Source organism: Brevundimonas bacteroides DSM 4726 (assembly GCF_000701445.1).
Classification (GTDB): Bacteria; Pseudomonadota; Alphaproteobacteria; order Caulobacterales; family Caulobacteraceae; genus Brevundimonas; species Brevundimonas bacteroides.
Map to the genome: position 1 here is coordinate 86,116 of NZ_JNIX01000007.1, position 16,385 is coordinate 102,500.

Annotated in this window: 20 protein-coding genes (1 of these 20 running past the window's edge); 13 read left to right on the forward strand and 7 right to left on the reverse strand. The window is 69.8% G+C overall.

Annotated features, from left to right (window positions below; all coding sequences use genetic code 11):
- Window positions 1–36 precede the first annotated feature (36 nt).
- Complete coding sequence (locus Q333_RS0102690) at window positions 37–645, reverse strand: nitroreductase family protein (protein ID WP_029415212.1); 609 nt, start codon at window positions 643–645, stop codon at window positions 37–39.
- Window positions 646–690: 45 nt separating this feature from the next.
- On the opposite strand from Q333_RS0102690, the gene Q333_RS0102695 reads away from it, so the two are divergent.
- The 4 genes from Q333_RS0102695 to Q333_RS0102710 all read left to right on the forward strand — a co-directional run bounded on the left by Q333_RS0102695 (window position 691) and on the right by Q333_RS0102710 (window position 4,550).
- Window positions 691–1,332: an NUDIX domain-containing protein gene (locus tag Q333_RS0102695; protein ID WP_029415213.1), complete on the forward strand. Its 642-nt coding sequence runs from the start codon at window positions 691–693 to the stop codon at window positions 1,330–1,332.
- A gap of 20 nt (window positions 1,333–1,352) precedes the next feature.
- The gene (cysE, locus tag Q333_RS0102700; protein ID WP_029415214.1) at window positions 1,353–2,174 is read left to right on the forward strand and encodes a serine O-acetyltransferase; all 822 of its coding nucleotides are present in this window, start codon (window positions 1,353–1,355) and stop codon (window positions 2,172–2,174) included.
- Between the two features lie 69 nt (window positions 2,175–2,243).
- Window positions 2,244–3,206: a glycosyltransferase family 9 protein gene (locus Q333_RS0102705; protein ID WP_029415215.1), complete on the forward strand. Its 963-nt coding sequence runs from the start codon at window positions 2,244–2,246 to the stop codon at window positions 3,204–3,206.
- Window positions 3,207–3,215: 9 nt separating this feature from the next.
- Window positions 3,216–4,550 (forward strand): dihydroorotase, encoded by a 1,335-nt coding sequence (locus Q333_RS0102710; RefSeq protein ID WP_029415216.1) that lies wholly within the window; start codon window positions 3,216–3,218, stop codon window positions 4,548–4,550.
- Window positions 4,551–4,553: 3 nt separating this feature from the next.
- Here the strand turns inward: Q333_RS0102710 and Q333_RS0102715 are convergent, their stop codons facing one another.
- Complete coding sequence (locus Q333_RS0102715) at window positions 4,554–5,486, reverse strand: alpha/beta hydrolase (RefSeq protein WP_029415217.1); 933 nt, start codon at window positions 5,484–5,486, stop codon at window positions 4,554–4,556.
- A gap of 18 nt (window positions 5,487–5,504) precedes the next feature.
- Window positions 5,505–5,882 (reverse strand): HesB/IscA family protein, encoded by a 378-nt coding sequence (locus Q333_RS0102720; protein WP_051651078.1) that lies wholly within the window; start codon window positions 5,880–5,882, stop codon window positions 5,505–5,507.
- A 10-nt stretch (window positions 5,883–5,892) separates the two neighbouring features.
- Here Q333_RS0102720 and Q333_RS0102725 point away from each other — a divergent pair, with 10 nt between their 5' ends.
- The 6 genes from Q333_RS0102725 (at window position 5,893) to Q333_RS0102750 (ending at window position 10,802) form a co-directional block, all read left to right on the forward strand.
- The gene (locus Q333_RS0102725) at window positions 5,893–7,125 is read left to right on the forward strand and encodes a deoxyguanosinetriphosphate triphosphohydrolase (RefSeq protein ID WP_157072344.1); all 1,233 of its coding nucleotides are present in this window, start codon (window positions 5,893–5,895) and stop codon (window positions 7,123–7,125) included.
- 80 nt (window positions 7,126–7,205) lie between these two features.
- Complete coding sequence (locus Q333_RS17950; protein WP_029415220.1) at window positions 7,206–7,940, forward strand: SPOR domain-containing protein; 735 nt, start codon at window positions 7,206–7,208, stop codon at window positions 7,938–7,940.
- Window positions 7,941–7,945: 5 nt separating this feature from the next.
- On the forward strand, window positions 7,946–8,992 hold the full coding sequence (nagZ, locus tag Q333_RS0102735) for a beta-N-acetylhexosaminidase (RefSeq protein WP_035293651.1): 1,047 nt from the start codon (window positions 7,946–7,948) through the stop codon (window positions 8,990–8,992).
- 2 nt (window positions 8,993–8,994) lie between these two features.
- Window positions 8,995–9,816: a segregation and condensation protein A gene (locus Q333_RS0102740; RefSeq protein WP_029415222.1), complete on the forward strand. Its 822-nt coding sequence runs from the start codon at window positions 8,995–8,997 to the stop codon at window positions 9,814–9,816.
- A complete protein-coding gene (scpB, locus tag Q333_RS0102745; RefSeq protein WP_029415223.1) occupies window positions 9,813–10,472 on the forward strand; it encodes an SMC-Scp complex subunit ScpB in 660 nt (219 codons plus the stop codon). The genes Q333_RS0102740 and scpB overlap by 4 nt, the downstream gene beginning before the upstream one ends.
- Before the next feature lie 54 nt (window positions 10,473–10,526).
- Window positions 10,527–10,802 (forward strand): hypothetical protein, encoded by a 276-nt coding sequence (locus Q333_RS0102750; RefSeq protein WP_029415224.1) that lies wholly within the window; start codon window positions 10,527–10,529, stop codon window positions 10,800–10,802.
- A gap of 149 nt (window positions 10,803–10,951) precedes the next feature.
- Here the strand turns inward: Q333_RS0102750 and Q333_RS16290 are convergent, their stop codons facing one another.
- Window positions 10,952–11,908: a hypothetical protein gene (locus Q333_RS16290; protein WP_245591464.1), complete on the reverse strand. Its 957-nt coding sequence runs from the start codon at window positions 11,906–11,908 to the stop codon at window positions 10,952–10,954.
- Between the two features lie 29 nt (window positions 11,909–11,937).
- Between Q333_RS16290 and Q333_RS0102765 the strand changes: the two genes are divergently transcribed.
- Window positions 11,938–12,501, forward strand: coding sequence for a PAS domain-containing protein (locus Q333_RS0102765; protein ID WP_051651079.1), 564 nt, complete (start codon window positions 11,938–11,940; stop codon window positions 12,499–12,501).
- On the opposite strand, the gene hfaD is transcribed toward Q333_RS0102765, so the two are convergent.
- From hfaD to hfaA, 3 genes are read right to left on the reverse strand one after another with little or no spacing between them, the layout of a single operon-like run.
- Complete coding sequence (gene hfaD, locus Q333_RS0102770) at window positions 12,498–13,757, reverse strand: holdfast anchor protein HfaD (protein WP_029415227.1); 1,260 nt, start codon at window positions 13,755–13,757, stop codon at window positions 12,498–12,500. The genes Q333_RS0102765 and hfaD overlap by 4 nt on opposite strands.
- On the reverse strand, window positions 13,684–14,691 hold the full coding sequence (hfaB, locus tag Q333_RS0102775; RefSeq protein WP_029415228.1) for a holdfast anchoring protein HfaB: 1,008 nt from the start codon (window positions 14,689–14,691) through the stop codon (window positions 13,684–13,686). Before hfaB ends, hfaD begins: the two co-directional genes overlap by 74 nt.
- Entirely contained in the window at window positions 14,688–15,116 is a 429-nt protein-coding gene (hfaA, locus tag Q333_RS0102780) for a holdfast anchoring protein HfaA (RefSeq protein ID WP_029415229.1), read from the reverse strand. The genes hfaB and hfaA overlap by 4 nt, the downstream gene beginning before the upstream one ends.
- A gap of 90 nt (window positions 15,117–15,206) precedes the next feature.
- On the opposite strand from hfaA, the gene Q333_RS0102785 reads away from it, so the two are divergent.
- Window positions 15,207–15,929 (forward strand): rhomboid family intramembrane serine protease, encoded by a 723-nt coding sequence (locus Q333_RS0102785; RefSeq protein ID WP_245591465.1) that lies wholly within the window; start codon window positions 15,207–15,209, stop codon window positions 15,927–15,929.
- A 60-nt stretch (window positions 15,930–15,989) separates the two neighbouring features.
- Window positions 15,990–16,385, forward strand: the 5' portion of a protein-coding gene (locus Q333_RS0102790) for a CBS domain-containing protein (RefSeq protein ID WP_029415231.1). It continues 33 nt past the right edge of the window; the window shows 396 of its 429 coding nt (coding positions 1–396); it begins with the start codon at window positions 15,990–15,992; its stop codon lies off the right edge, out of view.

The following is a 16,385-nucleotide window of genomic DNA, read 5'->3' on the forward strand; positions in this document are numbered from 1 at the left end:
GATCGCTCCGGCCCAGGCGGACCGACCCTAACACGCTCAAGGCAGGCGCGTCGTCAGGGCCGCGATGTCTGGTCGCTCACGTTCCAGTAGGGGCTCGACCGGCGTTCCGATGTGGATGAACCCCGCGACCTTTTCCGTCGCCGTCACGCCGAACAGGGCGGCGGCCTCGGCGTCATAGCTGTACCAGTCCGTGATCCAGCTGGAGGCGAACCCCAGCGCGCCCGCCGCATGCTCGATGTTCATGCAGACGGCCCCCGCCGACAGCACCTGCTCCCACTCGGGCTTGGACGCGGGCCGCGCGGTCGAGATCACCAGGATCGTCACCGGCGCGGCCGTCAGCTTGGCCAGCACCGCCGTCGCCTTGGCCGGCAGGGCCTTCTCGACCGCCATCGCGGCCAGCCGCTCTGCGATCTCGGCGCGCGTCTGGCGCCCGAGCACGACGAAGCGCCAGGGCGTCAGCTTCCCATGGTCGGGGCTGCGGGCACCGAGCGTCAGGATCAGATTGGTCTGGGCGTCCGACGGGCCGGGCTCCGCCAGCCCCTGAGCCGGCGCGGACCTTCGGACCGCCAGGCGGGCGAGCATTTCGGGGGACGCCGTGGGCGAGGGCAGGGGGGCGCCGAGCGGGACGAACGGAGGCAGGGTCATGGCGTTCAGCTAGGCGATCGATGCCTTTCGCGCCATAGGAGCCGCATGAGCGACGACGCCTTCGAAGCCGACCGGCCGCGCCCCGTCTGGGACGACGGTGCCGCGCGCCCGGGCTGGTCCGACGGCGGGGCCGAGACCCTGTTCGACAATCCCTGGCTGCGGCTGACCCGGCACCGGGCGACTGCTCCGACGGGCGCGGCGGCGGACTATGTCGTCGCCCGGCCGCGAAATCTGGCCTGTGGTGTCCTGCCCATCCACGGCGACGGCACGGTGACCTTGGTCGGACAGGCCCGGTTCGCCCTGATGAACTATTCCTGGGAAATGCCCGAAGGCGGCGTCCCGGACGGCGAGGCCCCCCTTGCCGGGGTTCAGCGCGAGCTCGCCGAGGAGACCGGCCTGATCGCGCGCGGCTGGCGCGAGGTCCTGCGGATGGAACTGTCCAACTCCATCACCGACGAGCGCGCCATCGCCTGGCTGGCCTGGGACCTGTCGCAGGCGGAGGCCCGCCCGGACCCGACGGAAGTGATCACGACGGTCCGCGTCCCCTTCATGACCCTGATCGCCGAGATCGACCGGGGCTCGATCCGCGACGCCTTCACCGTGGCGACGGCGCTACGGGCCTACCATATGGCGAGAGAAGCCCTGCTGCCGGGCTGGCTGGCCCACGCCATGCTGACCCGGGTATAGTGGGCGAAACGGAGGGGCGCATGCCCAAGCTGGAAGTCGTCGCCGCCGAGCCGTCCCTGTGGCGAGACCTGCGTCTCTCTGCCGACGCGGCCGCGCGCGCCGAGCCGCATCTGGGCTCCTTGCTCAACGCCGCCATCCTCTCGCACGGAGACCTGGCCGGGGCGCTCAGCTTCCAGATCGCCCGAAAGCTGGGTGACGCCGAGCTGGCCGCCATGAGCGTGCGCGAGGTCTGCCAGTCCGCCTTCGCCGCAGACCCCGCCATCGTCGCTGCGGCCGAGGCCGACCTCCAGGCCGTGGCCGAGCGCGATCCCGCGATCAAGTCGTTGCTCCAGCCCTTCCTCTATTTCAAGGGATACCAAGCGCTCCAGGCCTGGCGCGTGTCCCACTGGCTCTGGACGCAAGGCCGCGAAACGCTCGCCTTCCACTTCCAGAGCCGGATTTCCGAGCTTTTCCAAGTGGACATCCATCCCGCCGCCCGCATGGGCTCGGGCCTGTTCCTGGATCACGGCACAGGCATCGTCATCGGCGAAACGGCGGTGGTGGGCGACGAGGTGTCCATGCTGCACGGCGTGACGCTGGGCGGCACGGGCGCCGAGCGCGGCGACCGCCACCCCAAGATCGGCAAGGGGGTCCTGCTGGGCGCTGGGGCCAAGGTGCTCGGGAACATCGTGATCGGCGATTACGCCAAGGTGGCGTCAGGGTCGGTCGTGCTGAAGCCCGTGCCGGCGGGCTGCACAGTCGCCGGGGTGCCGGCCCGCCTGGTCAACTGCCCGACCGACGCCACGCCCGCCCGCACGATGGACCATACCCTAGCCGACATCGTCTACGACTTCGTCATCTGACGGCGGCCGGGCAAGTTCGCCGGGACTTGCCCCACCCTCGCCACGAGAGAATCCGTATACGGTGCGCCCATGAGCGGCCGCTTTCCCATTCTCTACATCGCCGAGGCCGACGCCGAGGCGGCCGCGCTGTCGTCGGGCGTCCTGGCTTATCTGGTCGATAGCCTGCCCCAGGCGGATTTCACCATCGTCGGCTCTGCGGCCTCGGCGCCGCTATTCGCCGACACGCTGCGCCTTTCAAATCTGATCGTGCTCGACAAGACCGGCCGGTTCGACTGGATCGCCCTGTGGAACCAGGTCCGCCAGACACGCTGGGGTCTGGCGGTCGACATGCGCGGCACCCGCTTTACAGAGCGCCTGCGTCGCCAGAAGCGGGCCGTGAAAGGGCCGGCCCGCCCCGGCGCCCACGCGGTCGAGGACGCGGCCTGGACGTTGCATCTGGACGAGGTCCCCGCGCCGCGTCTGTTCCTCGGCGACGAGACCCGCGCCGCCGCCGACGCCCTGATCGGCGACGATCCCTCGCCCATTCTGGCGGTCGGGCCGGGAGCCGACTGGATCGGCAAGCGATGGCCCGCTGAACGCTACGCCAAGGTCGCCCTGCCGTTGCTGGCCGAGGACGGGCCGCTCGCTGGCGGGCGGCTTATGATCGTGGGCGAGGAGGCCGACCGCGACCTGGCCCACACCATCCGGCTGGCGGTGCCCCGCGCCCGGGTCATCGAACTGCAGGGCAAGCTGACCCGGCTGCAGACCGCTGCGGCCCTGTCGCGGGCGGCGCTCTACATCGGGGCCGACTCGATCTGGACCCAGCTGGCGGTCGCGGCGGGCGCCCCGACCGTGGGTGTCTACGGCCCTTCGGACGACACCCGCGTCGGTCCGTGGGGCGGCGTCTCCATCCGGGGCGATCGGCTCTTCGAAGAGTTCCGGGCCGTCGATCCGAACCTCAATCAGGCCATCCAGCACATGATGGGCCTGCCCGCCGATCGGGTGCTGAAGGCGGCGCGCGCCCTTCTGGCGAAGCGGTCCGCCGCCGCGTAGAAGGCGTTCATGACCCAGACATACGACCTGATCGTCCGTGGCGGAGAGGTGGTCAATCACGCCGGACGCGGCCCCGCCGACATGGGCGTGATCGACGGAGCCATCGCTTTTATCGGCGACCTGTCCCAGGCCTCGGCCGGTCAGGTGGTGGACGCGACAGGCCTGACGGTGCTCCCCGGCGTCATCGACACCCAGGTCCACTTCCGCGAGCCCGGCCTGGAGTGGAAGGAGGACCTCGAGACGGGCAGCCGCGCCGCCGCCCTGGGCGGCGTCGTCGCCGTGTTCGAGATGCCGAACACCGAGCCCAACACCACTGATCCGGCCACCCTGGAGGACAAGCTCGCCCGCGCCCGGGACCGCATGTGGACCGACCACGCCTTCTACATCGGCGGCACCCACGCCAACGCCGATCACCTGGGCGAGCTGGAGCGGCTGCCCGGCTGCTGCGGGGTGAAGGTCTTCATGGGCGCCTCGACGGGCGACCTGCTGATCGCCGACGACGACGGTGTGCGAAAGGTGCTGAACGCCGTCAGCCGTCGCGCCACCTTCCACTCCGAGGACGAGTACCGTCTGGCGGACCGCCGCCCGCTCGCCCGCCCCGGCGACTGGACCAGCCACCCCGAGGTCCGCGACGCCGAGAGCGCCATTATGAGCACGCGCCGCCTGGTCCGGCTGGCCAGGGAGACGGGCAAGCGCATCCATGTCCTGCATGTCTCCACCGCCGAGGAGATCGATTTCCTCGCCGATCACAAGGACGTGGCCACCGTCGAGGTCACGCCCCAGCACCTGACCCTGGACGGCGACGAGGCCTATGAACGGCTCAAGGGCTTTGCCCAGATGAACCCGCCGATCCGAAACGCCCACCACATCAGGGGCCTGTGGCACGGCATCGAACAGGGCGTGGTCGATGTGCTCGGCTCCGACCACGCGCCGCACACGAAGGAGGAAAAGGCCCGCCCCTATCCCGCCTCGCCGTCCGGCATGCCCGGCGTGCAGACCCTGGTGCCCGTCATGCTGACCCATGTCGCGCAGGGGCGGATGACGCTGGAGCGGTTTATCGACTTGACCTCCGCCGGGGCCCAGCGCGTCTTCCAGACGGCGAACAAAGGCCGCATGGCCGAGGGCTACAACGCCGACCTGACGCTGGTGGATCTCAAGGCCCGGCGCGTCATCCGCCACGAGGACATGGCCAGCCGCTGCGCCTGGACCCCCTTCGACGGCTTCGAGGCCGAGGGCTGGCCGATGGCCACGATCGTCCGGGGCCGCGTCGTCATGCAGGACGGCGAACTGATCGGCTCGGCCCACGGCAGGCCCGTGCGGTTCCAGGAGACGCTGGGGGCCTGAGCCTCAGCGCGGCGCGAGGATGAAGGTCGCGACGTCTTCCACCACGCCGTCCGCCAGCGGCAGATCGGGATTTGCATAGGTCGCCAGATTCGCCGCCCGGTCCGCCGGCGCGACCTTCAGAAGGTGGTTCACGCCCTCCCAGATGACCAGTCGCGCTGACGGCTGGGCCTCGGCCAGGACCCGGGCATCGACGACGGTGGTCTGCAGATCGGTGGTCCCGTTGCCGATGAAGACGGGGCCGTCATAGGCCGCGATCAGGGCCGCCGGATCCAGAGCCAGCAGGCCGATCAGAAAGGGCTGGACCGACGGCCGCAGCAGGGCCGCCAGCTCCGGCGGGGTGTCGGCGACCAGCTCGCCAGCTTCGATTCGGGCCAGGGCCTCGAAGGCGCGGGTCCGCAGCGGCTCCGGCAACTGACCGCCCAACTGTTCCTCGATGATGACGCGTGGCCGCCGCCCCAGTCCCGAAAGCAGCACCAGACCGCAGATGCCGTCGTCGTCCCGCGTGACGGCCATCAGCGCCACGCCCGTGCCCTCGCTGTGCCCGATCAGCCAGACGCACGGCAGGCCGGTGCGGGCTCGCGCCTCGGCGGCGAAGGCCAGGGCATCGTCCACCATGTGCTCGAACCGCAGGTCGGCCTCATTGCCGAGCGCCGCCACTGACTGGCCCGCCCCGCGCTTGTCGTATCGAACGGTCGCCACGCCCTGAGCCGCGAGCCCCTCGGCCAGCAGGCGATAGGACGCGGCCCGGACACCCAGGGGGTTGTTCCCGTTTCGGTCGGTCGGTCCCGATCCAGCGATGATGACGGCCGCGGCTCGTGTCTCACCGCTTGGGCTCAAGACGGTCCCGTGCATCGGCGCCAGCGGGGAGGGCACTTCCACCGACGTGGCGACTGGGTCGCTGACGGCAAGGGCGGCGGCGAGGATCAGGCTCAGCATGGGTGCCCCCTTTTGCCGTTAGATCGAGAAGCTGACCCCGCAGCCGCAGCTGGTCGCCGCGTTCGGGTTGCGGATCACGAACTGCGCTCCGGCCAGCTCATCGACGAAGGCGATTTCGGACCCTTTGAGGAAGGGCACGGAGACCGGATCGACCAGCGCCGCCTGACCGTCCGCCTCGATGCGCAGATCGTCGGGTTCGGCGACCTCCACGAGATCGAGCCGGTACTGGAACCCCGAACAACCGCCGCCCTCGACCGCGACCCGCAGCATCACCGGGTGACCTTCTATCTCCGCCAGCCTGGCCAGACGGCGCGAGGCGCTGTCGGCCAGCACGATGCCCTCGGGCGAGCGCGTCGAGATCTTCAGTTCGAGCGGAGCGGTTTGGACGGACGTCATCGCCCTCTATATGAGACCGACCCGCCCGGTTCGCAAAGTCCGGGCTTCCGGATTGCGTCCATTGAGCCAAAGCAACGCCCGCGCCCCGTACGCCGAAGCCGCCGATGCCTCGCGCGGACGGCTGGTTCCCGAGGCTCCCAGCCGGACGCGCAACGCCTTCGCCCGCGACCGCGACCGCATCATCCATTCGACCGCCTTCCGGCGGCTGAAGGAGAAGACCCAGGTCTTCGTGGCGCACGAGGGCGATCACTACCGCACGCGCCTGACCCACAGTCTGGAGGTCAGCCAGATCGCCCGTTCCCTGGCCCATGCACTGCGCATCGATCAGGATCTGGCCGAGACCGTAGCTCTGGCCCACGACCTGGGCCATCCGCCGTTCGGCCACGCGGGTGAGGATGAGCTGCAGCTCCAGATGGACCCGTTCGGCGGCTTCGACCACAACGTCCAGACCTTCCGCGTCGTGACGAAGCTGGAGACCCGCTATCCGGCCTTCGACGGCCTGAACCTGTCGTGGGAAACGATCGAGGGCGTGGTCAAGCACAACGGTCCTGTGACCCACAAACTTCATGAGCCGGCCTGGACGGCCATCGCGGACTTCGCCCCCGGCTGGGATCTGCGGCTGGACAGCTTCGCCTCGCTGGAAGCGCAGGCCGCCGCTATCGCCGACGACATCGCCTACAACAACCACGACGTCGATGACGGAGTGCAGGCGGGGCTGTTCACCCTCGCCGACCTCAGCGACGTGCCCCTGATCGGACCCGTCCTGCAGGCGACGCGGGAGGCATGGCCCGGCCTGTCGGAGCGCATGCTGAGGCTGGAGGCGGTGCGACGCATGATCGGCGTCATGATCGACGATGTCCTCTCCGAGACCGAGCGGCGCATCGCCGAGGACGGCATTGCCTCCACCGACGACGTCCGCGCCGCGCGGCGCACCCTGGTCCAGTTCTCAGACGCCATGCTGGCGGACCTCGGCCAACTCCGCCGGTTCCTGTTCGAGCGGATGTATCGCCACTACCGGGTCAACCGCACCCGCAGCCAGGCGCGCCGCATCCTGGCCGAGATGTTCGAGCTGTTCATGGCCGAGCCGGAGGTCATGCCGACGGAGTGGGGCAGGCGCGCGGCCACCGATGATCCGCACAAGCGCGCGCGGGCGGTGTGCGACTACATCGCCGGCATGACGGACCGCTACGCCATCGAGGAACACAGAAAGCTGTTCACACTCGACCTGGCCCTCGATCTGTGATTCCTCAGACGGGCCGGGGCGGCTTAGACTGACAGGCCGGATCGCCGATTCGAGCCGGGCCCGAACCGAGGCGCAAGACCATGTCCTACGACGACGATCACCGTCCCCGCGACCGCGGCGCCTATACGCCGCCGACCGACGACGACCTGCCGTTCAACCGGGGCGGCTACGACCCGCGTCGCGCGCCGCCGCAAAAGGCCCCGCCCGTGACCCTGCTGGTCAGCGCGGGCGTGCTATTGGTGCTCATCATCGCGGTGGTGCTGTTCTATCGCTCCGGTCTGCGCTCCTCAACCGACGCCCCGCCCGCCGTCGGCACGCCCGTGCCGCAGATGAAGGTCGAGGCCCCGATCAAAGCTCAGCCGATCGACCCGGAGGCGGGCGTCGGCCTCTACGACGAGACCTCCGAGACCCCGACCGCGCCCGAGTTCGCGCCTCCGCCGGAGACTCCGCTTCCGCGCCCGGCCCCGCGCCCGATCGAGACGGCCGAGAAGGCGGAGGCCCCGCGTCCGGCGACGCCCGCGCCCGCCCCGAGACCGGCCGCCGAAACCCCGCCCCCCGCCGCGACCGGAGCGGGCGGAAACGCCGCCGTCCAGATCGGCGCTTTCTCCTCGACCGCCATCGCCGATCGCGAATATGCCGCCGTCGCCGCGCGCTTCCCGCAGTTCGCGCGGAACGCCACCAAGCGGGTGCAGGAGGTGACGGCCTCGAACGGTTCCACCGTCTACCGGACGACGTTCACCGGCCTGTCGGCGGCCGACGCCCGCGCCTTCTGCGCCGCCATCCAGGCGGGCGGCGGCGACTGCCTGGTGCGCTAGGCGGGGTGTCCAGCGCCGCCATCCTGGCCTGCAAGGGCGCGGCCCTGACGCCCGAGGAGCGCGCCTTCTTCGCGCAGGCGCGGCCCTGGGGCTTCATCCTGTTCCGACGCAACGTCCAGAGCCCCGAACAGGTCCTGCGCCTGACCGACGCCCTGCGCGAAGCCGTGGGCTGGGACTGCCCCATCCTGGTCGATCAGGAAGGTGGCAGGGTCCAGCGCCTGGGCCCACCGCACTGGTCCAGGTATCCGCCGGGCGAGGCCTTCCTGGAAGCCACGAACGACCCCCTGACCGCGCGCGAGCTGGCGCGGCTGGGCGGACGGCTGATGGCCCATGACCTCAAGGCCGTCGGCATAAACATCGATTGCGCCCCAGTGCTGGACGTGCCCACCCCCGGCGCCCACGACATCATCGGCGACCGGGCCTACGCCCAGGACCCGGCGACCGTGGCCCAGCTCGGTCGGGCGGTGGCCGAGGGTCTGCTGGCCGGTGGCGTCTTGCCGGTCATCAAGCACATGCCCGGCCACGGCCGCGCCTTCGCCGACAGTCACAAGGAACTGCCCACCGTCCACGCCGATCTGGAGCATCTGGACGCCTGGGACTTCGCCCCGTTCAACGCCCTGTCGGACATGCCCATCGGCATGACGGCCCACATCGTCTTCACGGCCATCGACAGGAAGCGCCCGGCCACCCAGTCGAAGAAGGCGATCAAGCTGATCCGCGAGCGGCTGGGCTTCGGTGGCCTGCTGCTATCCGACGACCTGTGCATGAACGCCCTGTCCGGCGACCTGACCGAGCGGGCGGAGAAATCCCTCAAGGCCGGCTGCGACCTCGTCATCCACTGGACCGGCGACATGGCGGAGATGGAGCAGGTCATGGCCGGCGTCGGAAAGCTGAAGGGCGGGGCCGCGCGCCGGGCGTCGGCTGCGCTTGCCCGTATCGTCCACACGCCGGAGCCGCTCAACGTGGCCGAGGCCCGCGACCGCTTCGACGCCATGCTCGCGGGTCGGCTCACCGCTGCCAAGGGCCCCGACGTCGGCGAGGCGCAGGCCTGAGCATGCCCGAAGCCTTCCAGCCCAATCTGGATTTCACCGCCGTCGAGGAGGTCGACGCGCGCGACGCCTTCGTGGTCGACCTGGAGGGCTACGAAGGCCCGCTGCATGTGCTCCTGGCGCTGGCCAGGACGCAGAAGGTCGATCTGCTGAAGCTCTCGATCACGAAACTCGCGGAGCAGTATTTGGCCTTCGTTCACGAGGCGCGGCGGCGGAACTTCTCGCTGGCGGCCGACTACCTCGTGATGGCGTCGTGGCTGGCCTATCTGAAGTCGCGCCTGCTGCTGCCGCGCACCGAGAAGGGCAAGGCCGACGAGCCTCCGGCCGAGGTAATGGCGGCGGCGCTGGCGTTCCGGCTCCAGAAGCTGGAGGCGATGCGAAAGGCGTCGGAGGCCCTGATGGCCCGGCCCCAGCTGAAGCGCGATGTCTTCACGCGCGGGGACCCGGAGGCGACGGTGATCGTCCCGTCCGACCGCATCGACGCCAGCCTGTACGAGCTCATGGCCGCTTACGTCGGCCAGCGCCGCCGCGAGCAGGGCCGCCAGTACAATCCGACCCAGCGCATCGAGGCCTTCGCCCTGGAGGAGGCCCGCGACTGGCTGAGGGACATCCTGCCGCGTCTGGCGGACTGGACCCCGCTGGTGCGCGTCGCCCCGGTCCGAGACGAAGCCGAAGGCCCGAGCCAGGCCAGCTTCACCGCCTCGACCCTCTCCGCCAGCCTGGAGCTGGTCAAGGAAGGGGCCATGGACGTACGTCAGGAGAAGGCCTTCGACGAGGTCTGGCTGAAACGCCGAGGCCGGGGACTGCCGCTGGAGCTGACGCCGTGAGCGACCTCCGTTTCGCCCCCGACGAGGCCGAAGTCGAACGCCGGGTCGAGGCCCTGCTGTTCGCCGCCGCCGGCCCCTTGTCTGCCGCCGACATCGCGCGTCGCCTGCCTGAAGGCGCCGACGTCGGTCGCGCCATCGCGTCGCTCAGGGCGCGCTACCAGGGCCGGGGCGTGGAGCTGGAATGCGTCGCCGACCGCTGGCGCTTCCGCACCGCGCCTGACCTCGGCTTCCTGATGACAGAGGAACGCGAGGAGCCGCGCCGCCTGTCCAAGGCCGCGCTGGAGACGCTCGCCATCATCGCCTACCACCAGCCCGTCACCCGCGCCGAGATCGAGAGCGTTCGGGGCGTCTCCATCTCCAAGGGGACGCTCGACCTGCTGCTGGAGATGGGCTTCGTGCGCCTGCGCGGCCGCCGCCGCACGCCGGGTCGCCCGGTGACCTACGCCACCGCCGACCGGTTCCTGGAACACTTCGGCCTGGCCAGCCTCTACGACCTGCCGGGCGCCGCCGAGATGAAGGCGGCCGGTCTGCTCGACCTGTCGCTGCCGGTCGGTTTCGAAGTGCCGGACCCTTCACGCACAGGCTCCGAGGACGAGGAAGACCCGATCGAGGACGGCGAAGCCCCCGAGTTCGCCCAGGATTTCGTCGGCGACTGAACCAACGGCGACCTTGGCCGTTCCTCGTCGAACGCCGTCCAAGGAGAATAACCGATGCGCACCCTGCTGTTCGTGACCGGAGCCGCCGCCCTGGCGCTCGCCGCCTGCACCCCCGCCGCCGAGGAAACGGCCGACGCCGCCCCTGCAACCGAGATCGAATCCACCACGGCTCCAGCCGTCGGCGGCCCGACCGAGCTCCCGACCGATGGCGGCGTCACGCCTGCCCCGGAATCGATGGACACCGCCACGGAGGAGCAGGTCGCCGCGCCTGCCTCTCCCGCCGAGGCCGCCGCCCTGTCCGGCGGCTCCGAACAGCCCGACAGGCAGTGACGCCGTCCTGCCAGGCCTGATCGAAAAATGGCCCCGGGGCATGCGCTCCGGGGCCAAGTCTACTCAGGATCGCCGGCGATGACCGACGGCCGCAATCTAGGGGAGCGGCGCTTTTGGCAGGCTGAACGGCCCGTTGTGCGCCATTCAGCTTAGAACACCCGGCCGCCGACGCCGCCGTCCAGCATCAGGGTTGCGCCGACGATGGCCGCGCCCTGCTCCATGACGGTTTCCTCGCGGTACTCGGTGTAGATCTCCTCGCGGATCCAGGTGACCACCTTCACGCCCGCGCCATAGCGGCGCAGCAGCGAGCGTTCGTTGCACTCGCGCTGGGGCGTCTGGGAGCGGCACGTCAGGCCGCCCAGGCGATCGCGCCACAGGGCCTCGCCCTTCTGGCAGTAGAAGCTCTCGCCGTGATCGAAGGCGACCTCGCCGAACCACTCCGCCCAGGTGATCTGCAGCCGCGTTCCGGCGATGCAGCGATACAGCTCGCCCTCATAGCCGTCATGGATGTCGCGGTCGGGTATCACCTGCGACGCCGGATGCGGGCTGCCCCGGTCGTCGATGCAGAAGGCCTGGATGACCACCCGCTTCTCCCAGCGGCGACGGGCTTCATAGGGCACGCGCACGACGCGGGCGATGGCACCGGCCTCGACCGTCAGGCCCTGGATCACCGTCGGATACGGCTGTTCGACGCTGACATAGGCCGAGCCACCGCCACCGCCGCGCAGATTGCCGTACCCGCCGACGCGCGCGTTGATCCCGGCCCGCGCCGCCGCCGATGCGTTGGAGTTGGCGTTCGCATTGACGTTGACGTTCACATTGATGTCGCCCGGCGGCGGATAGTCCGGCGGTCCCGGATGGTCGCAGCAGTCCGGAGGCGGCGGCGGGGGAGGGGGCGGCGGGGGCGGTGGCTCGCAGCAGGGCGGCGGGGGCGGCTGGCAGCCCGAGCTGCACTGGGCCGCGCCGGTGTTAGCCAGGCCGAAGAAGGCGAAGGCCCCCACGGCGGCCGGCAGCCAGGTCTTGATCCGCACCCGCATGGGCTGGGCTCCCGAAAAAAGCGTCTCGCGGCCGCGCTTGGGCCGATCCAGCCTGACATCTGGCGGCAAAGGTCTTTCGTTTCCGTTCACGATGCGGCGTGGGCCTTGCGCCGGCCGCGGCGGAGGCGCGCCCGGTGTTCCAGAACGGCACACAGACCCTGATCGACCGTTGGTCGGCCCTGCCCAGGGTCGGCGGTGTGCCCTTGCGCGCCGATCTTGAGCCGATGACCTTCGGTGCCCTGGTGCCTCAGCTGTTCAGCGCCGACCGAAAAGGCGACGGCGCGGTCTTCCGCCTGGCCGGTGCCTGGATCGAGACCCTGCACGGTCGACGGATGGCCGGCGTGTCCTGGCTGGACCTCTGGGCCCCCGAAAGCCGCCCGCTCGTTCAGGCGGCGATCGTCCAGACGGTGCGCGAGACCCGGCCCGTCGTGATGGTCGCCGAGGCCGCGCGTCTGCGGGGCGCGCTGGAGATCGTGATCGCCCCGCTTCGGACCGCCGACGACCGCACAGACCGCCTGCTTGGCCTCTATCAGCCCGTGCAGGAGCAGGAGCGGCGGCGCGAAGCCGTCGGACCGCTGACGGCTCGCCTGTCGGTGGGGGTCGGGGTGTCGAACCGCCCGCCGTTGACCCTGGCGGCGCTGGACGGCCGCCGGATCGCCTAGTTGCCAGAGCTGTTTCCGGACCCGGAGACGTAGAAGGTGCCGGAGTTGCCCGTGGCCGTGGCGCTCGTCACCACGCTGCGGCCGGAGCCTGTGATGCGGGTCGTGGCGCGCGCCGAGACGTTTCCGCTGTTGGTCTGGTCGTTCGAAATGACCATCTGCCCGTCGCACTCGGAGCAGGCATAGCCGGTCACGGCGTTTCCCGTCGCCTCCACCCCGACGCGAACGTCATAGCCATAGGCGCCCGCGAACTCCGACGTCACCTCGACGCCGCCGGAGTTCACCTGGCTGTTGTCGATCTCCAGATAGCGGTCGTTGTTGCCGATGGAGACCTCATTGCCGGTTCCCGCCGCATTGGCCGTGGCTGCGCCATAGTCATAGGCGGTGACGACCGTCGAGGCGCGCACTTGCGACAGGTTCGACTGGTCGGCGGTCACCACGACCGAGCCGCCCTGATTGTAGAGCACCGACTGGTTGGCCGTCGCCCGCGCCCGCCCGGCCAGATCCCAGGCATTGCCCGAATTGGCGCTGACGTTCGCCGTCACGGCGTCGCCCGCCTGACGCTGGCGCAGGGTCAGGGCCTGGCTCGAGGCGGCCGTGGAGTTGGCGGCGATCGTATTGCCGATGGACGTCGCGATCACCTCTCCCGTCGCCGGGATGTACTGGCTGACAACGAAGCTCTCGGAGCGAACGCCTGCGTCCGATCGCTGGCTGACCAGTCCCTCGACCCGGGCTCCGGTCCCGCCGATGGACGTGGTGTTGCCGATGGCGGTGGTGGACATGGACGTCCCGCCCAGCAGCCGCGCCGCCTCGTTCGTCTGCGCCGCCGAGGCCGTGACCTCGCTCGGTCCCACCACCTGACTGGCCTCGATCGTCAGGTCCGCGCCATAGGCCCCGGCCGCCAGATAGTTGCCGCGCGCCTGGGTCTGCAGGTTCAGCGGCCCTTCCGTGTCGCCGGTGGCCTCGACCGTGGTCGTGGCCCGCGTATTTCCGTTCATCGTCTGCGATGACGACAGGTCCAGCGACCCGTTCTGAACCGAGCCCGACAGGCTGTTGCCCTGGGCCGCATTGTCCACCGCGACCTCGCCTGCGGCATCCTCGACGTTCAGCGTCACACCACTGATGACGTCGCCGAGCTGGAGCTGGTTGTTGAGGACGCGGCTGTCCTGCTGCTGGGCAAGAACCTCAGTAGCGGCTGCGACGCACATCGCCGTCGCGGCGATCGTGCCAGCGAGACGGATCGGCGCGGGTCTGGCCATTGTTCGTTCCCGTGTTGTCATAGGCGGGGTAGTAGCCGCCCGTGGGGCCGACGGTGTTCAGCGGATCATTCTCGGCCGACAGGCAGACCTCCGGCCCCGGCGCGCCATACAGATTGGCCATCAGCTCCACCGTCGCGCGCTCGATCAGCGACCGCACCGCCAACTGGACCGGCTCCATGCCACCGGTGCCCGCCGAGATGTCGAAGACGTTGCCGTTAAGGAAGTCGAACACACCAGCCGAAATCTCCCGGCCGATGATCTGCTTCTGGTAAGAGATGACGTCGACCACTTCCTGTGTCGTGGTCTGCACCAGGCGCAGGTCCATCGCCACGTTCATGACGTAGATCTTGCCCTGGACGATGCCCGATCCCGGCACGTCGGTGTCGGTCTCGCCCACCCCGGCGTCGAAGCCGGCCGAGCGGATGTTGTAGTTCACCTCGGTGATGCCGCCGACGATGTAGAAGTCGGACCCTGGCACCTGACCGGCCAGGATGCGGCGATAGTTCGGCTCTTCAGGCGTGCCGCCTTCGTCGCCGATCAGCCGGTTGTTGGCGTAGCGAAGCTCCATCTCGGAAATGGAGGTGTCATAGCGTTCGACGATCTGGGCGCCCGCCTTCGCCAGGGCCGAAATCGCCATCAGCGAGGCACCCCCCGTGATCTGGCGCCCGCCATCCGAGGAGACCGTTCCGGTGTAATCAGCGATCCGCCCAACCGCCATGCGAGGCGAGGGCAGGCCGTAACGTCGGGCATAGTCGGCCATGCAGTAGAGCGCTGGCGAATAGGGTGTAGGGTTCGCCGTGACCGGCGCATTGCCGATCGGCCGGGCGTAGAGGCCCCCGGGGCCCGCCGTCGGGCTGACGCAGGCACTGAGCGCGAGCGCCGAGGCCGTCAGAAGCGCTGGGACGCGCAGCCGGGAAAGGGGACGCAACGTCATTCGAAGCCTGTGAGCGTGCCGGTCAGGTCGTTGCGGGCCGTGACATTGCCCGAGTTGGTCTGACGCGAGTTGACGATGACGGTGTTGTGGCTGCCCTGGACCACGACGTTCAGATTGTTGCCGATGGCCGTGGCCCCGGCGACCGTGCCGTAGCCGTTGCCGACGCCGCCGGAATAGCTGTTCGACACCCCGCCCGACTGGCGCGAATAGGCCGAGGCGCCCGCCTGGATGATGCCATCCACGATCAGCCGGTTGCCGTTCTCGTCCCGCGTCGAGCCCGTTTGGGCGCTGGTCACCGACTGGCGCGCGCCGCCGTATCCGTTCTGGAAGCTCGACATCCCCGACGACGACGCCAGCTGGGCGCTGGCGGGCAGGGCGATGAGCGAAAGGGCCAGGGCGGCCGAGGCGATCCGGTTCGGGCTCATGTCGTCAAATCCCACTCGGCACTCGTGATTCGGCCGCGGGCGCGCGGTCCGCGTCCCAAAATGGGAGACGGGTGTTAAGGATGACTTGATGTGAACGGCCCCCTTCCGCATTTGAGGGGCATGGAGCCGTCCGACGGCCGATTCGACGGCCCGCCCCCCAGGGAACGCATCTTCAACGCCCCGCTTGCGGCGCTGCTGCTCGCCGCCTCCATGCCGGCGCTCTACTGGCTGCAGGAGCGGTCGCACACCTATTGGCTGGAACTCGCGTTTCGGCCGGCCGACCTCGCCGAGGGGCGATACGGCGGCCTGGTCACCTCCATGCTGGTGCATGGCGGCTGGGCCCATGTGCTGATGAACGCGGTCGGTGCCCTGACCTTCGGCGCGCCGCTGGCCCGGCTGTTCGGCGGCGGGATCGGCCTGATCGTCTTCCTCGCCCTATATATAGTGTCGGGTGTCGCCGCGACGCTGGGATATGGAGTTCTGCACTGGGGCTCGGTCGATCCCCTGGTCGGCGCCTCCGGCGCGGTCTTCGGCTTGATCGGCGCGGCGACCCGGTTGCTGGGCGGGCGAGGGCGGGTTCTTCCCCTGACCGACGGCGGCGTGATCCGCTCCGCCATCGCCTGGATGGCGGTCAACGCGGTGATCGGCCTGATCGGCTTCGCGCCCGGCGCGGAAGGCGCGCGAATCGCCTGGGAGGCCCACGCCTTTGGCTTCCTGTTCGGCATCCTGGCCATCGGCCCTCTCGCAAGGGTGTTCGGCCGACTTCCGGAAAGGTTTGATTCGAGCCCGGAACCGGGTGATCCTCTCGCTTAAGAAGCGGCTTCGGCTCTTCGGCCGTCGATCGCTCCCGACAAGACAGGGAAGGGACGCCGGATGCTGGTCGCGGAAATTCTCAAATCCAAGGGCGGCGAGGTCTTCTCGATCGCGCCCGACACCACCGTGGCCCAGGCCTGCGCCGAGATGGACGGCCGCCGGGTCGGTGCCCTGATCGTCTGCGACGCCGACCGGGTCGCCGGCGTGATCTCCGAACGCGACGTCGTCCGGGCCGTGGCGCGGGATGGCGCGGCCGCTCTGACCCGGCCGGTCGCCGACTATATGACCCGCGACGTGGTCTTCGCCGAGCCGGGCGAGACCGTCGCCGTCCTGATGGGCCGCATGACCGATCGCCGGATCCGGCATCTGCCGGTCCTGAAGGAAAGCCGTCTCGCCGGCGTCATCTCCATCGGCGATGTGGTGAAGTGCCAGATCGCCGAGGCGACGCAGGAAGCC

Bases quoted from the DNA above. Each gene is read 5' to 3' on its own strand.
- Q333_RS0102695 (WP_029415213.1), top strand. From the start codon at position 691: ATGAGCGACGACGCCTTCGAAGCCGACCGGCCGCGCCCCGTCTGGGAC.
- Q333_RS17950 (WP_029415220.1), top strand. From the start codon at position 7,206: ATGTCCTACGACGACGATCACCGTCCCCGCGACCGCGGCGCCTATACG.
- Q333_RS0102750 (WP_029415224.1), top strand. From the start codon at position 10,527: ATGCGCACCCTGCTGTTCGTGACCGGAGCCGCCGCCCTGGCGCTCGCC.
- Q333_RS0102690 (WP_029415212.1), bottom strand. From the start codon at position 645: ATGACCCTGCCTCCGTTCGTCCCGCTCGGCGCCCCCCTGCCCTCGCCC.
- Q333_RS0102740 (WP_029415222.1), top strand. From the start codon at position 8,995: ATGCCCGAAGCCTTCCAGCCCAATCTGGATTTCACCGCCGTCGAGGAG.
- Q333_RS0102710 (WP_029415216.1), top strand. From the start codon at position 3,216: ATGACCCAGACATACGACCTGATCGTCCGTGGCGGAGAGGTGGTCAAT.
- hfaB (WP_029415228.1), bottom strand. From the start codon at position 14,691: ATGACGTTGCGTCCCCTTTCCCGGCTGCGCGTCCCAGCGCTTCTGACG.
- Q333_RS0102705 (WP_029415215.1), top strand. From the start codon at position 2,244: ATGAGCGGCCGCTTTCCCATTCTCTACATCGCCGAGGCCGACGCCGAG.
- Q333_RS0102715 (WP_029415217.1), bottom strand. From the start codon at position 5,486: ATGCTGAGCCTGATCCTCGCCGCCGCCCTTGCCGTCAGCGACCCAGTC.
- hfaD (WP_029415227.1), bottom strand. From the start codon at position 13,757: ATGGCCAGACCCGCGCCGATCCGTCTCGCTGGCACGATCGCCGCGACG.
- cysE (WP_029415214.1), top strand. From the start codon at position 1,353: ATGCCCAAGCTGGAAGTCGTCGCCGCCGAGCCGTCCCTGTGGCGAGAC.
- hfaA (WP_029415229.1), bottom strand. From the start codon at position 15,116: ATGAGCCCGAACCGGATCGCCTCGGCCGCCCTGGCCCTTTCGCTCATC.
- Q333_RS0102720 (WP_051651078.1), bottom strand. From the start codon at position 5,882: ATGACGTCCGTCCAAACCGCTCCGCTCGAACTGAAGATCTCGACGCGC.
- Q333_RS0102725 (WP_157072344.1), top strand. From the start codon at position 5,893: ATGAGACCGACCCGCCCGGTTCGCAAAGTCCGGGCTTCCGGATTGCGT.